This is a genomic window from Paenibacillus sp. 1SOY10 (assembly GCF_056836745.1).
In genome coordinates, this window is the sequence record NZ_JBXENK010000001.1 from 73,005 (window position 1) to 86,883 (window position 13,879).

Annotated in this window: 14 protein-coding genes and 1 pseudogene; 11 read left to right on the forward strand and 4 right to left on the reverse strand. The window is 48.5% G+C overall.

Annotated elements, in window-relative coordinates; genetic code table 11:
* Positions 1-249 precede the first annotated feature (249 nt).
* The 4 genes and pseudogenes from AC1VOR_RS00325 to AC1VOR_RS00340 all read left to right on the forward strand — a co-directional run.
* Positions 250-1,101: a transporter substrate-binding domain-containing protein gene (locus AC1VOR_RS00325; RefSeq protein ID WP_482615015.1), complete on the forward strand. Its 852-nt coding sequence runs from the start codon at positions 250-252 to the stop codon at positions 1,099-1,101.
* A gap of 98 nt (positions 1,102-1,199) precedes the next feature.
* Positions 1,200-1,862: an amino acid ABC transporter permease gene (locus AC1VOR_RS00330; RefSeq protein WP_482615016.1), complete on the forward strand. Its 663-nt coding sequence runs from the start codon at positions 1,200-1,202 to the stop codon at positions 1,860-1,862.
* The gene (locus AC1VOR_RS00335; RefSeq protein WP_482615017.1) at positions 1,849-2,571 is read left to right on the forward strand and encodes an amino acid ABC transporter ATP-binding protein; all 723 of its coding nucleotides are present in this window, start codon (positions 1,849-1,851) and stop codon (positions 2,569-2,571) included. The genes AC1VOR_RS00330 and AC1VOR_RS00335 overlap by 14 nt, the downstream gene beginning before the upstream one ends.
* 446 nt (positions 2,572-3,017) lie before the next feature.
* Positions 3,018-3,365, forward strand: a pseudogene (locus AC1VOR_RS00340) (3D domain-containing protein); the annotation flags it as partial.
* A gap of 59 nt (positions 3,366-3,424) precedes the next feature.
* On the opposite strand, the gene AC1VOR_RS00345 reads toward AC1VOR_RS00340, so the two are convergent.
* On the reverse strand, positions 3,425-4,177 hold the full coding sequence (locus tag AC1VOR_RS00345; protein ID WP_482615020.1) for a polysaccharide deacetylase family protein: 753 nt from the start codon (positions 4,175-4,177) through the stop codon (positions 3,425-3,427).
* Positions 4,178-4,353: 176 nt separating this feature from the next.
* On the opposite strand from AC1VOR_RS00345, the gene AC1VOR_RS00350 reads away from it, so the two are divergent.
* Genes AC1VOR_RS00350 through lpdD form a run of 3 tightly spaced genes read left to right on the forward strand, consistent with a single transcriptional unit; the run spans position 4,354 to position 6,360 of the window.
* Entirely contained in the window at positions 4,354-5,049 is a 696-nt protein-coding gene (locus tag AC1VOR_RS00350; RefSeq protein WP_482615021.1) for a dihydroorotate dehydrogenase electron transfer subunit, read from the forward strand.
* The gene (locus tag AC1VOR_RS00355; RefSeq protein ID WP_482615023.1) at positions 5,046-5,978 is read left to right on the forward strand and encodes a dihydroorotate dehydrogenase; all 933 of its coding nucleotides are present in this window, start codon (positions 5,046-5,048) and stop codon (positions 5,976-5,978) included. Before AC1VOR_RS00350 ends, AC1VOR_RS00355 begins: the two co-directional genes overlap by 4 nt.
* A 37-nt stretch (positions 5,979-6,015) precedes the next feature.
* Complete coding sequence (lpdD, locus tag AC1VOR_RS00360) at positions 6,016-6,360, forward strand: prenylated flavin chaperone LpdD (protein ID WP_482615025.1); 345 nt, start codon at positions 6,016-6,018, stop codon at positions 6,358-6,360.
* A 34-nt stretch (positions 6,361-6,394) separates the two neighbouring features.
* On the opposite strand, the gene xerS is transcribed toward lpdD, so the two are convergent.
* Together xerS and AC1VOR_RS00370 are read right to left on the reverse strand one after the other, a co-directional pair.
* Positions 6,395-7,477, reverse strand: coding sequence for a tyrosine recombinase XerS (xerS, locus tag AC1VOR_RS00365; RefSeq protein WP_482615026.1), 1,083 nt, complete (start codon positions 7,475-7,477; stop codon positions 6,395-6,397).
* 66 nt (positions 7,478-7,543) lie between these two features.
* A complete protein-coding gene (locus AC1VOR_RS00370) occupies positions 7,544-8,200 on the reverse strand; it encodes a spermine/spermidine synthase domain-containing protein (RefSeq protein ID WP_482615028.1) in 657 nt (218 codons plus the stop codon).
* A 203-nt stretch (positions 8,201-8,403) separates the two neighbouring features.
* Between AC1VOR_RS00370 and AC1VOR_RS00375 the strand changes: the two genes are divergently transcribed.
* Entirely contained in the window at positions 8,404-8,859 is a 456-nt protein-coding gene (locus AC1VOR_RS00375; protein WP_059053050.1) for a CBS domain-containing protein, read from the forward strand.
* A gap of 38 nt (positions 8,860-8,897) precedes the next feature.
* Entirely contained in the window at positions 8,898-9,992 is a 1,095-nt protein-coding gene (locus tag AC1VOR_RS00380) for a DUF3900 domain-containing protein (protein ID WP_482615029.1), read from the forward strand.
* A 181-nt stretch (positions 9,993-10,173) separates the two neighbouring features.
* On the opposite strand, the gene AC1VOR_RS00385 is transcribed toward AC1VOR_RS00380, so the two are convergent.
* A complete protein-coding gene (locus AC1VOR_RS00385) occupies positions 10,174-11,100 on the reverse strand; it encodes an L-lactate dehydrogenase (protein ID WP_482615031.1) in 927 nt (308 codons plus the stop codon).
* 318 nt (positions 11,101-11,418) lie between these two features.
* Between AC1VOR_RS00385 and AC1VOR_RS00390 the strand changes: the two genes are divergently transcribed.
* Together AC1VOR_RS00390 and AC1VOR_RS00395 are read left to right on the forward strand one after the other, a co-directional pair.
* Positions 11,419-12,405 carry a polysaccharide deacetylase family protein gene (locus tag AC1VOR_RS00390; RefSeq protein WP_482615032.1) on the forward strand — a complete coding sequence of 329 codons (987 nt, stop codon included), beginning with the start codon at positions 11,419-11,421 and terminating at the stop codon, positions 12,403-12,405.
* A 99-nt stretch (positions 12,406-12,504) separates the two neighbouring features.
* Positions 12,505-13,815 carry a WD40/YVTN/BNR-like repeat-containing protein gene (locus AC1VOR_RS00395; protein WP_482616357.1) on the forward strand — a complete coding sequence of 437 codons (1,311 nt, stop codon included), beginning with the start codon at positions 12,505-12,507 and terminating at the stop codon, positions 13,813-13,815.
* Positions 13,816-13,879 lie beyond the last annotated feature (64 nt).

Here is a 13,879-nt window from a genome sequence, read left to right on the forward strand (position 1 = left end):
GCACCTCCTCAAGATCAATCTGTCTTCTGCCAGTATTCCCAATTCTCACATCCCCATGAATGAGCATCGGGATAATTGACCAAAGTATTATAAACAAATAGCGGTTTGCCATGGGATGGGAAGAAGAAGTGTGACTATATGATGAAGGCTATGAAAATACCTTTGCATATATATACAAACTGATTTATAATTAGCCCAGTGATTACCCAGAGTAAATGTGAATATGGAAAGAAGAACAGGAGAGATACTATGAAAAAATGGGGTATATTGTTAGCAGCGGTTATGATGCTTACGATGGTCTTGGCCGCTTGTGGTCAGGAAAAAAATAGTAATAACGGAGCTGCCAATACAACGGGGAACAACAAAAGCCAAAATGAAACTCAAGGCTCCCAGCCGGAAACGGATGGTGCCAAGAAGTTAATTCTGGGTACAAGCGCAGACTTCCCGCCATATGAGTTCCATATCAAGAATGAACAAGGTGCGGACGAGATTGTTGGCTTCGATATCGAAATTGCCAGGGAGATCGCCAAGGACATGGGCGCGGAGTTGGAGATCAAGGACTTGAAATTTGACTCCCTGTTAAATGAACTGGCTAGCGGCCGGATTGATCTTGTCATTTCGGGACTTAGCCCAACCCCAGAGCGTGCCGAGCAAATCGACATGTCGAAAATTTACTACACAGCAGAGCAAGCGGTTGTCACCCGTGCGGCTGACAAAGATAAATTTGCTACCATGGAATCGCTGGAAGGAGCCAAGATTGGGATACAGCTAGGCTCTATTCAAGAGGGTATTGCTCAAGAGATTCCAAATGCCAAGCTGACAGCGCTGGCCAAAATCAATGATATTGTGATGCAACTTAACACCAACCGTGTAGATGCGGCCATTCTGGAAGGTCCTGTTGCTGAATCTTTCGTGAAGAATGTAGAAGGCTTGGTCATTACCGATGCTAAGGTGGAGAACGAAGATGAAGGTTACGTTATCGGTGTGAAGAAGGGCAATCAGGAACTGCTTGATCAAGTGAACACAACGCTCGACCGCTTGCTGGGTGACGGCAGCATCGACCGATTCGTTACAGAAGCGAGTGCGCTAGCTGAGAAATAATCGCAATTGTTACCTTGCAGAAAATAGCGGAGCATTCTTCGCTATTTTCTCTTTTTTTGGTTAAAGGGTTAAGGTAACGGAGGAGGAATGAAGGTTTTATGGAACTCATCTCAATGTTTGTGGAATATCGAAGTTATTTTCTGGCCGGTGTGCAGTATACGCTGTTGCTGGCAGCCATCAGTGTAGTATGTGGCTTTATCTTGGGGCTTGGTATCGCCATGCTGCGGATGTCTTCATGGCGTGTTGTTCGGTTCTTCGGCCATGCGTGGGTGGAATTTCTGCGTGGTACGCCAATGATGGTGCAGTTATTGATTATTCATTATGGACTCGCCTTTGTGTTCGATATTAATTTTAGCCCCATTCAGTCCGGTGCAATCACATTGTCCATCAACAGCTCGGCTTATCTGGCTGAAATCTTCCGGGCGGGGATTCAGGCCGTAGACCGGGGCCAAGGGGAAGCGGCTCGTTCCTTGGGGATGACCAAAGGAATGGCGATGCGCCATATCATTATTCCTCAGGCGATCAAATCAGTGCTGCCGGCCATCGGGAACGAATTTATTACGATTATCAAGGAATCCTCCATTGTCTCAATTATTGGTACGACGGAACTGATCTTCCAATCCCAATCGGTAGTCACGATTACTTATGATGGTATGACTCCGTACCTCATCGTAGCCGTCATGTACTTTGTGTTGACCTTCACCCTGTCCCGCATCCTCGGGATTTTCGAAAGGAAGTTGAAGACCAGTGATCAACGTTAAGGGCTTGCATAAAAAGTTTGGAGCGTTGCATATTTTGCAGGGCATTGATCTCCAGATTTCCAAGGGAGAAGTTGTCGTAGTCATTGGTCCTAGTGGCTCGGGAAAAAGTACGTTTCTCCGCTGTTTGAACCTGCTGGAGACTCCGACGGAAGGCGAAATTCGCTTTGAAGGGGAGTTAATTACCGATAAGCGTCATAACATCAATCAGACCCGCGAGAAGATGGGCATGGTGTTCCAGCAATTCAACTTGTTCCCGCACAAGACCGTCATGGATAATATTACTTTGGCACCGATCCGCGTTAGAAAGAAAAGCAAGGCCGAAGCGGAAGCTTCTGCCGTAGAGCTGTTACGTACGGTTGGACTTGAGGATAAGCGAGACGGATATCCGTCTCAATTATCAGGTGGACAGAAGCAACGGATCGCCATTGCACGTGCCTTGGCTATGGAGCCGCATGTGATGCTGTTCGACGAGCCTACCTCCGCACTTGACCCCGAGATGGTGGGCGAGGTGCTGGACGTCATGAAGAAGCTGGCTGAACGGGGGATGACGATGGTTATCGTAACCCACGAGATGGGCTTTGCTCGTGAGGTAGGGGATCGTATTCTCTTCATGGACCAGGGTGTTATTCTGGAGCAGGGTACCCCGCAACAGGTGTTCGGCTCGCCGCAGCACCAACGTACCCAGGATTTCCTGAGTAAAGTGCTTTAATAGTTAGTTCAAAATGGCTGTCGAGTGATCTCGGCAGCTTTTTTTGTTATGTAATCCTGATTTTGTTTTGAGTCAAAAATGAAGAATAAAATGTAACGTTTATGGCTCATAAATTATACCTGTTGGTGCTATTTCCCATCCAAACTATGGTTATCATTAATGGATCTGCATGACTCTTACCACCTTTGTAATAGGGGGGTGAGGGCAATTGGTCGCATTTACCTGTCCAACTGGTTACAAAATTGTGATATATTCATGAAGGCCGAAAGCGAACCGGCAAATGATATATAAGGAGAGGGACAACCTTGAACAGTAATATCAGAACCAAAATCGCCAAGGCAGCCATTGTTGCTGCAAGTGTAACCCTTTTATTCCAAAATACAGCGGCACATGCCGAATCGGTACATAAAGCCGTATCCAAGCTGAACATCGTCTCCGAAGAGGTCGTTGTAGCTTGGGGCAAGACGTTTACTTACTCCAATACAATACAGGTCAAAGCGTCAGCCTATAGTAAGGCCGCCAGCGAGAATGGCAAATGGGGAGCCGTGGATTATCTGGGGAATCCGTTGAAGTTGGGTACGATTGCCGTTGATCCCAAAATAATTCCGATGGGAACCAAGGTTCTGGTGACTGGACACAGCCATGATGGTTTGCCGGATCAAGCTTTTGTGGCTACGGCTACGGATCAGGGCGGAGGCATTAAGGGTAACCGCATTGATATCTTCATTCCAGGCAGCCGTTCCTTCGTCAAAACATTTGGCTACCAAGATGTGAAATTATATGTACTGGATTAAAATTAAACAAGCATTAAAACAAAAGAGCTCCTTGATGGGAGCTCTTTTGTTATATCATATCACCGGGAAGCGCTGGTCTGAAGTAGCTCGGCCAAATCAACAAATTGGTAGCCCTTGGCACGTAGCGCTTCTATAATGTCAGGCAGGGCCTCAATAGTCCCGGACAGATCAGAGCCAACTCCGCCCCCGGCATGGAGCAGAATGATTGAACCCGGACCGGTCGCCTGTAGCACATTCGTTTTAATCTGTTCCTTGTTTAGCCCTTTCCAATCCAGTGAATCCACATTCCAGTTGACAATCTTATAGCCATTTGTTTTAGCCCACTTGACCTGTTCCTCGTTGATTTCCCCATAGGGCGGGCGAATCAGCTTGGGACGATAGCCTACGGTTCGCTCAACAACCAGCTCTGTGCGTTCGATTTCGCTGGCGAACTGTTTTACCGTACGCTTGCGGAAAGGGGGATGGTTGAAGGAATGATTTCCGATAAGATGACCTTCTCGGTGCATTCGCTCCAGTAAAGCTGGGAATTTCTTCGCCCTTGCCCCAACGACGAAGAAGGTGGCTTTGGCCCCTTTTTGGCTCAAGATCTCCAATATTTGCGGTGTGAAGCGGGGATCTGGACCATCATCAAAGGTAAGGGCTACCTGCTTCGTATCCGGACCGCGAAATTTAAAGGTCTCCGAGTATTTCTTGCGCAGCTCTCCCAGACTGGAAGGCTTATCGCGCACGGAGGCCTGAGCGGTACTGATTGGAACAGTAACGAGCAACACCAGGGTGAGAAACAACACCCATTTCTTGCGCAAATCAGGCAATGCTGCACCTCCATTCATCGTCCTATTGTTATGTCCATTTGCTTAAAATTTATGAAATTTCGGAACATTAGGGTGTTCAGCTATGCCTTAGCTACTCGTAGTGACAAATATCACAGACTGTTGGCGCGAAAAACTGGCATTCTGTGATGAAGCGAACAAAAGAACGAGGTGGATTCATGGCAACGGTGATAGCTAATCAGCAGGTAGCCCAAGGGGTCTTCAAGCTAGAGGCCGAAGGGCAGTTTACAGGGAAAATGGGACAGTTTTATATGCTCCGCGCGGGTGAGCGTTATCCATTGCTGTCGCGTCCGATCAGCATCTTCAATATAAGCGGCAGCCGAATTGAGTTCTTGATTCTGGCAGCTGGTGAGGGAACGGCCTTATTATCGGCATTGAAGCCTGGTGATCCCTTGGCATTGGAAGGGCCGTTTGGCAATGGATTTACCTTGCCGAAAGGGAAAACGGCTTTTATTGGGGGGGGCATCGGTATTGCTCCTTTTTATTATGCGCTCAAGGAAGTACCGGAAGCAGATGTGTATCTCGGCTTTAGCCGTGAGCCCTATATGGTGGAGGAATTCAAGCAAGCCGCTATGGGACAGGTAATCGTGGACGTGGGCGGAGTTATTTTGGATCAGGTTGATTTTCATGCCTATGATACGATTGTGGCTTGCGGTCCTCATCCCATGCTTCATGCTGTTCAACGCAAACAGGTGGAGAGTGGCACACAGGCCAAGGTCTACGTATCTCTGGAGAACCGGATGGCTTGCGCCATAGGTGCATGTCTGGTGTGCAGCGTCAAATGCCAGGATGGACGGAAGAAGGCGTGTACGGATGGTCCGGTATTCCCTGCCGAGGAGGTGGTATTCCAATGATAGATACTTCTTCTAGTATCGCGGGGGTAGAGTTTAAGAACCCGATTGTCATGGCCTCCGGCACGTTTGGATTCGGGAAGGAATATGGCGCATTGTACGACATCAACAAGTTAGGTGGTCTATCTGGAAAAGGACTCACCCTTCATCCCAAGGCCGGCAATGATGGTATTCGCGTAGCGGAAACCGCTTCAGGCATGCTTAACAGTGTTGGTCTGGAGAACCCGGGCGTAGCTGCATTTCTGCAAGAAGAATGTCCACGCTGGGAGTCGCTGGATCTGGCCCGTATTGCCAATCTGGGTGGCAACACGATTGAAGAGTATGTGGAAGGGGCCCGGTTGATTGAGGAGGACGCTGCTTGGCGAGCACAGGCTGGACGTCAGGCCGTTGATATGATCGAGCTTAATATCTCCTGCCCCAACGTCAAGGCGGGCGGTATGGCCTACGGAATCCATACTGAGATAGCTCGTGAGGTTGTGCGTCAGGTGCGCGGAGTCACTACACTGCCGCTGGTGGTCAAGCTGTCGCCCAATGCCGAAGACATTGTAAGCATGGCAGTGATGTGTCAGGAGGAAGGGGCAGACGGTGTATCACTGATTAATACTTTTTCGGCTATGAAAATCGATATCTACAAGCGGCGCAGCATGTTCGATAATCTGTATGCCGGCTTGTCCGGTCCTGCTATCAAGCCGATTGCCCTTCGTATGGTGCATCAGGTGTGCCGGGCGGTAACGTTCCCTGTCATAGGGATGGGGGGGATCAGCAGCACGGAGGATATCATTGAGTTTATTATGGCTGGAGCTACCGTCATTCAGGTAGGGACGCATAATTTTGTTCAAATGCGGGCCGGAGAACAGCTTGTAGCAGGCCTGGAGGTCTTCATGGAACAGGAAGGAATCAGCAGCTTGGACGAAATCCGCGGAATCCTATAGAATAAAGATAACTTTATTCTATAGGAGGAACGGCAACGTGGACTACGAGGATATCAAACTCAAGGCGATTCCTGTGGGCCGGGATCTGCTGCTTGTGATAACGGGTGGCGTAGCGCATATCGGCTCAGCTTCTACCGCCTATGCAACGGGCGAAGGAACAGAGGTGCAGACCTCTGCGGTGCCTGGACATAAGGAGCATACGCTGAGCGGAGAGTTTGCCCAGCGTGCAGCGGCCGCGCTTCAGCGGACCGTGACCGTGGTGATGGGCATTCATTATGATGATCTCACGAAGGAAGAGATTATCGCCATCTCCCGGCAAGCTTCGGAACGGCTTGACCAGTATTTACAAGAGCAGCAGCGTAACAATCCGTTTGAAGGATAATTACGCTGCTGCTTCTTTTCCAATATGTTCGGCGTTAATCATCAGTCCGACGCTCGATGGCCTGGGACATCGTCTTGTCGGTAAGGTGGGCGTACACCTCGGTCGTTTCTGTAGAGGCATGTCCAAGTTGCTCTTTGGTTTTATAGATATCATTTTGCAAGTAATAGTCCGTCGCAAAAGAATGCCGAAGCTTATGAATGGTCAGGTACGGCTTGCCAAAACGCTTGGCATACTTGATAATCATAGCCTGCATGGCCCGTTTGGTCATGCGCTTGCCCTCCTTCTGGCCATTAGGAATGGCGACGAAGAGGGCTTTCTCTCGCTTGGGCGTATGATAACGCTCCTGCCGCAGCACGAGATAGGCTGCGAGGTCCTCCTTGGACTGCTCACGGAAGTAGACGGGAGTCTTGAAGGTCTCATCGTTATTCCCTTTACGGTAGACGTAAATCAGCTTATTGGCCAAATCCAGATCATCTATATTTAAATTCACGACTTCAGACACGCGGAGCCCGGAATTCAGAATCAGGCTGACGATGCAGGCATCGCGTTCTCTGTTCAGTCTATAACCGTACAGGGCTTGCTTGTTATCGGCGATATCCTGACCATAACCTTCCGCGACGTAAGCAATAAACTCCATCAGTTCGTCTTCCTCCAGGATCTTTCCTTTTAGCTTGGCCGCAGTATCCTTGGGCTTGTGAATTCGCTTGATTTCTACCTTGGCCATAATATTACGCTTCAGCAAGGGATAGAAATGCTCATCCTCGGCAATCTGGCTCAAGTAATGGAACAAGGAGCGCAGGGAAGACATTTTTCGTGAGACCGTGATTCTAGAGTTCGTGCCTTCTGTACGAGTAGTTAAATGTAGTCGATAGCCGACAATACTCTCCATATGCAAGGTTTCCAGATCAAGCAATGTGATATCAGCATTCTTCACTGCCGAGGTTAGTCCTTCGGCCCGAAGCCAGGTCAGAAATTGCTCATAATCCCGAACGTATTCCAGCAAAGTGGAAGGGGAAAGGTCGGGTAGCTTATAGTCAATAAATTGCTGAACGAACCAAGGCAAGCTAACTACCTTCTCATCCAGCTTCCTGCGGTCAATGACCCTTTGAATTTTCATCAATACCCTCCAATCTAAAAGCGTGGTGAATCATGGGCAGTCTACGGTCGGTATGGGCTACAGTAGCTAACGGACCAGGAAAATATAATCCGGATCGCCATGGGCTTGCGGTACCTCGCAACTCTCCACGCGTCCGAAGAATTCCTCCAGTCGTCTGGCGAAATCAGGAGAAGGGGTGGCACTCCAGAAGGACAGGCATCCTCCTTCTCGCAGCCGGGCACGCAGGGCCTTTAGGCCTTCACCGTCATATAAAGAGGCATTGCCGTCAAATACTTTCCAATCCGGCCCATTATCGATATCCAGACAGATCAGGTCGAATGTCTCGCGAGTCTCTCGTAGCCACGTGACTAGATCGGCATGGATTAATCTCGTCTTGGGATGAGTCAAGACCTGTCCGGATGCCTCGGCCAGTATAGTCCGGTTCCATTCAATAACTTTATCTTCAATCTCAACAACGGTGACGGTATGGACGGTTGGGTCAAGCAGGGCTTCCTGCAATGAAAAGCCTACACCCAAACCGCCGATCAGCACGTGATCTCGCCGGGAAGTGAGCTGTAGCGCGCGGCGAACCAATAACCGCTCTGACTCACCATTATAGGTCGCCATCAGGAAGGTACCATTGCTGATGACTTCGAAATACTCGCCTCGGCGTTGCAACTGAATCTCGCCGCGAGGCGTATTGGCCCGTTCAATGACTTGGGCGGGACAATCTACATCATTCATAGTTTGTATCCTCCTTGTAATCGAACATAATTATTGTTATGTAAACTAAATCTGTTTGCCTTGCCTTTTTGGAGCGAAGCCCCGCTGATCGACATAAACTTATCGTACCATAGCATGGATGTGGAGAAAAATGAATACATCACAAGTCATTTGACAAGCTGTCATGTCGTTGTATAATTCCATTAGATAAGGGGGATGTGGCTATGCAGGCCCATGAAATCATGATCAAGCAAGTATATAAGGTCAAAGAGAGCGATACGGTCCGTTCGGTAATTCAGAGGTTTATGGAGTACCGGATCAGCGGCCTTCCCATTGTGAATGAGCGGAATGAAATCGTGTCTTACATCAGTGATGGAGACATTATGCGTTATATTGGCAAGCACCGGGATGTAGTCGTCGATTCGTTCTACTATGTAGCGGTATTTGAAGGAGATTCAGAAGCCTTCGAGCAACGGGCGCAGCGCCTGCTTGATCTCAGCGTAATGGAAATAGGCAAGAGGAAAGTCATTAAAGTGTCATGGGATGAAGAATTAGAGAATATTGCGGCAATCCTGGGGAAAAAGCAGATCAAGAAGCTGCCCGTGGAGCGCAATGGCGTTCTGGTTGGGATCATCAGTCGAGGGGATGTCATCAGGCACTCTTTCAAATCCTTATTATAATTGATTTTGGAAAGTCACTTCAAAGGAGCTACGCAATAATGAAATTTAGTGTTAAGCACTTATCCTTTTTTGTTATACAGGTCGAGGGGAAGGAGGGGCAGGGAAAGAACTACAAGCATTATCAAACGCTGGACGGTTATGAGTATTTGGATAGCGAGATCAAGTTGTTCCTGGACGGTGAATTCAAGCGCATCGCGAAGCGCAAGGTAGATAAGAATCCAGCTGTGGAGCAAGCGCCGACGAAGATCGGCCGTTTTATCGTGGAGCCGGGATATGAACTGGATAGCAATCCGAACTTTAACATGTTCGCCCGATTGCGAGCTGCGGATAATAAAGAGGATTATAAAAATGCCTGCGACGATCTAGTCCGGGGTTATCTGGATGCAAGTGCAGTCCGTGGCGGTGCGTTGATCGTCGTCCAAGCCGATCTCGACAATTATTCAGAGCCTCCATTTATCTTCGTGCTTAAATGTGACTTCGAACCGAAGATCGCCCGTATCTCCGATGAACGCAGCCTGATCAGTCAGGTGGAGATGGCCATTAGTGCCCGGAATATGAAATCCATTCAATACCCGTATATGGAGGAAGAGGGCCTGGTTGATGAATGGGAGCTGAAAATCCATCAATCCTCTCACGCCAAATATTTCGAGGATTTTCTTCGCTTCGTTACCTACGAGTTGTCCATTCCCGAGATTGTGAACGAGCAGGTATTGGAATACGTCCAGACCTTTGTAGAGACGAAATGGCCTGATGAAGGCGGGGAAGAGCGCCAGCAAGTCGAGAAGGAATTGGAGCTATGGGCGGCGAGCGAGAAGCGGGACATTCAAGACAAATGGGAGCCAGAGCAGGTCTATGAGGCGGCGGAACGCATTATCGAGATTAAGCCGGAAATCGAGCTTAAGTTCCGCATCGGTGACACGCTGGTGAAGGGGCGGCTGGCCGATTTTGGCGATCAGATTCATATCGCCAGATTGAACGGCCGCTATGCCGTTATTCTTGAAGGGGATTCCTTCACGTTCGATAAGGCCTTCTCACCGGTGGAACTGTTACAGCCTGAGCCCTTTGAACGCGTAGCAGAGCGCCTGCTGGAGAAGAAACAAACTGAGGAAGACGATATACTGCCACCGTTTTAGAGGGGAGAAGGACAGTTAATTCAATATTTATTTAATGAGATGAATTATATTAATTAATCTTGTTAACTATAGAAGGAATCTCCCATGTAATGGGGCTTAACTCACAAATATATGGCAAAAGCAAAGAACCTTCACGACCCTTCCTCAAGAAGTGGTTGTGAAGGTTCTTTTGTAAGAATTGTTATAGCTCCAGCTTGGCGATTTCACCCTTAAGCTTGTTCGCTGATGCATGGAATTGTGCCAACTCCTCATCGCTAAGCTGCAGGTCCAGCACTTCACGGACCCCGCTGCGGTCCACGATGCTTGGGACTCCAAGATAGACGTCCGATACTCCATTGTAATCCTTCAATAACGTCGAGACGTTGAGGACGGAGGCTTCATTTTGCAGTATGGAGACAATGATCCGGTCCAGAGCCAGTGCGATAGCATAGGAGGTCGCTCCCTTGGCATTGATGATCTCGTATGCAGCGTTCTTCGTGCTGTTAAATATTTCTTCCTGATCCTCAGCCGAGAACTCCAGCCCGATGCCAGCCACGTTAGCCAGGCTCCAGAGTGGAAGCTCTGAATCGCCATGTTCGCCGATAATGTGGGCGTGAATACTACGCGGGTTGATCTTCTTGTTCTGTCCGATCAAATAACGGAAGCGAGCGCTGTCAAGCAGCGTACCCGAACCGATGACACGATTGGAGGGGAAGCCGCTCTTCTTCAAAGTTACATACGATAAAATATCCACCGGATTCGTGGCAACCAGAATGACGGCATGATCGTTGTATTTCACAATGTTCTGAATAATGCTATCGAATATATCGGCGTTACGCTTAAGTAAATCAATTCTTGTCTCTCCAGGACGCTGAGAAGCGCCGGCTGCAATGACTATAACATCGGCATCGGCACAATCGCTGTAATCCCCGGCCCAAAGCTTGACCCCACCGGTGAAGGGCAGTCCATGATTCATATCGAGTGCTTCGCCGAGTGCCTTTTCCTTATTCGCATCAATTAATACAAGCTCCGAAATACGCTCTCGCAGCAGCAGTGTGTACGCGGTCGTGGAGCCCACTGCTCCGGTTCCGATAATAACGACCCGACTGGAACGTAATTTGTTCTTCATGTTCTCATCTCCTAAGGTAGTATTCTGCAAGTTTTAGATTACGCTAATATTGAGATTATTAACCTCGTCATTAGCCGACGAGAAATGCACATTTGTACCAATTTCCATTGTACTCCATAAATACCCCCAATTTAAAGTAAAATAGAGGATTTTCATTTTTTAAACAGTGAATAACATAATAAATGTTATGTTAACTATTAAATATCTGGAATTTGTTATTACTTTGTAACCACAGATTAACGATTCTGTAAGGATGAAGCTCTCTATTTATATTATTCTAGTACATAGAGAAAAGAGAGAGGAATCCGGTGATAAGCTATGCCGTCTTACATCAGCAGAAGAGAACAACACACAAATCGCACCAAACGCACCCAATCTGCAAAATTTGTCGTTATTGCGGCTGTGACCTTATCGCTCGCGGCCATGGCTTTGACTGCAGCAGCTCTTATTCCGCTACTACCTAGCTCGAAGCCGAATCAGCACTACCTTGCGGAACAAGTGGTACCCCCGGGTCTGGCTGCCTCGGAAGGGAAATCGGAGGGGGGAACTTCGGTTGACAAGCCGGAGCAAGTTGCAGACTCGGCACCTGCACCGCAGAACTCCGTTCCCGATACTGTCAGGCTTCCACCCCCAGCTCAGCAGCCTTCCAATACGGTTGTAGAGCAAGTCAACAAGCCGGATACTCCCAAAGTTCAAAAAACGATATATCTGACCTTTGATGACGGTCCTGGGAAATACACGGAGCCTTTAATGGAAATTATGGAACGCTATCAGGTTCACGGCACTTTCTTTATGATTGGCAACCAGCTTGGTGGTCATCAACAAGTGGTCAAGGAGGCAGCAGAGGCAGGCCATTACATCGGCTTGCATAGTATGAGTCACAGCAAAAAGAAGCTGTACGATAGTGGAAATGCCGATCATTTTATCGCGGAATTTACCAAAGAACAAGAAATGGTCAAGGCGTTGATCGGGACTTCACCCGCCTTGATTCGTGCCCCTTATGGCAGTAAACCTGAGATCAACGAGGCTTTTCGCGATAAGATTGCCGAAGCAGGCTTCAAAATGTGGGACTGGACGGTAGACTCCAAGGATTGGAAGAATGCTGCCAAGCCGGAGCTGATTTTACAAGAAATCAAGCGGCAGGTGAAGGGAGATACGGAGGTCATTTTATTGCATGAGAAGGCGCAGACGGTGGCTATGCTCCCCCAAATTATTGAGTATTTGCAAGGTAAAGGCTATGCGTTCGCAGTGTATAAGCCAGAGCAGCATTTTTCTGTCAATTTCGACAATGACCCAAGGCTTTAGCCGCTAACTTGCTGTCTGAATGGCTATGCTATAATAAATGTACAAAGCGTACTCATTTATCAAATTCAACGTAGAAAGCGAGGTAGTTCGGTTTTGAAAATGTGGCGCAAGTTCGCCGGAGCAGCGCTAGCTTGTGGCTTGCTGTTGACGACGGCCTGCACGAACGAACCGCCTCCGGCTGCCGTACCGATACAGGACGACGATCCTCCGGAGAAAGGGCAGACGATTACGGTGATTAATCCTCCAGTAGCTGAGAATCAGGGGACACCTTCTGCCCAGACCCCCGCGGAAGACGGGAAGAATCGTTATCAGATTCAGACTCGGCTCACCGATTTTCAGTTGCTTAGTGCAACAACGGGTCTGGCCTGGGGTTGTACTCGCAATGAATTAAGGTTATATATGACGCAGGATAACGGTAAGACCTGGACAAATATATCGCCTGCGGCTTCCCTCCAGTTCGCGGAAACGCCGGAGTACGGTAAGGATATTTTTTTCCTCGACCCGAATCACGGGTTTATTGTACGCAATGCCAAAGGCTCTGAGGATACGATTATGTTGCGCACTACAGATGGAGGGGCAACGTGGAAGGTCAACTCCTTCCCGGAGAATAATGCAGTCTCGGCGATGTACTTTACCGATCCGGCTTATGGCTGGATGCTCTCTGACACCGGGGGTTCTATCGCAGAAGAACGCTATTCACTATATGCTACAGAGAATGGAGGACAGAGCTTCGAGAACCCGCTCGGGCTGGACAATGGCTTTGGATTAAGCCTTTCCAGTGATGCGGATCAAAGCCGAAGTGATGAATCCATTTCCGAAGACAATCTCTCGTTAACCTTTACAAGCGTGCGACACGGATTTATCGGGGATACTCAGGAAGGCTATCCCAAGCTCTATATGACTGAGGATGGGGGATTAACCTGGGAGGAGAACGGACAATTCTTTGACCAGGATAAATACACAACCTGTGACAGCTTTACCATGGGGACGATTTCCTTCTTCTCGGAGAATAAACAGGAAGGTTGGGTTCCTATTGGTTGTAGTCGTGAAGACTCCACCAAATATAACGGTTATTTCACGGAGGATGCCGGGCATACCTGGTCCTTGGTACCATTTATGCTGTCCTGGCAGGAAGGCATTAATGAATTTCTTGCGCCTACTTTCCTAAATAGTGAGGAGGGCTGGACAATTCTTGACTCCACGGTGTACTACACCAACGATCAAGGAAGTCATTGGGAGCCCTTGCCGGAGAGTCGCAAGCTTCAGAACATCTTGCAGGACTACCCTGAAATTGTAAAGCTGCAATTCTTCACTTCACGTGTTGGTTGGTTACTTGTAGCCAAGGAGGATCAGCAACGGTCCTTATTGCTGCAAACGAAGGATGGAGGACAAAGCTGGCGGGTACTGTAAGAGGCAATCCAGAAAACAGTTTTTGGTTACGAAGTGGACTAAGTGGAGGCATGACGCCCGTTGT

Bases quoted from the DNA above. Each gene is read 5' to 3' on its own strand.
- AC1VOR_RS00325 (WP_482615015.1), top strand. From the start codon at position 250: ATGAAAAAATGGGGTATATTGTTAGCAGCGGTTATGATGCTTACGATG.
- AC1VOR_RS00330 (WP_482615016.1), top strand. From the start codon at position 1,200: ATGGAACTCATCTCAATGTTTGTGGAATATCGAAGTTATTTTCTGGCC.
- AC1VOR_RS00350 (WP_482615021.1), top strand. From the start codon at position 4,354: ATGGCAACGGTGATAGCTAATCAGCAGGTAGCCCAAGGGGTCTTCAAG.
- AC1VOR_RS00355 (WP_482615023.1), top strand. From the start codon at position 5,046: ATGATAGATACTTCTTCTAGTATCGCGGGGGTAGAGTTTAAGAACCCG.
- xerS (WP_482615026.1), bottom strand. From the start codon at position 7,477: ATGAAAATTCAAAGGGTCATTGACCGCAGGAAGCTGGATGAGAAGGTA.
- AC1VOR_RS00370 (WP_482615028.1), bottom strand. From the start codon at position 8,200: ATGAATGATGTAGATTGTCCCGCCCAAGTCATTGAACGGGCCAATACG.
- AC1VOR_RS00375 (WP_059053050.1), top strand. From the start codon at position 8,404: ATGCAGGCCCATGAAATCATGATCAAGCAAGTATATAAGGTCAAAGAG.
- AC1VOR_RS00380 (WP_482615029.1), top strand. From the start codon at position 8,898: ATGAAATTTAGTGTTAAGCACTTATCCTTTTTTGTTATACAGGTCGAG.
- AC1VOR_RS00385 (WP_482615031.1), bottom strand. From the start codon at position 11,100: ATGAAGAACAAATTACGTTCCAGTCGGGTCGTTATTATCGGAACCGGA.
- AC1VOR_RS00390 (WP_482615032.1), top strand. From the start codon at position 11,419: ATGCCGTCTTACATCAGCAGAAGAGAACAACACACAAATCGCACCAAA.
- AC1VOR_RS00395 (WP_482616357.1), top strand. From the start codon at position 12,505: ATGTGGCGCAAGTTCGCCGGAGCAGCGCTAGCTTGTGGCTTGCTGTTG.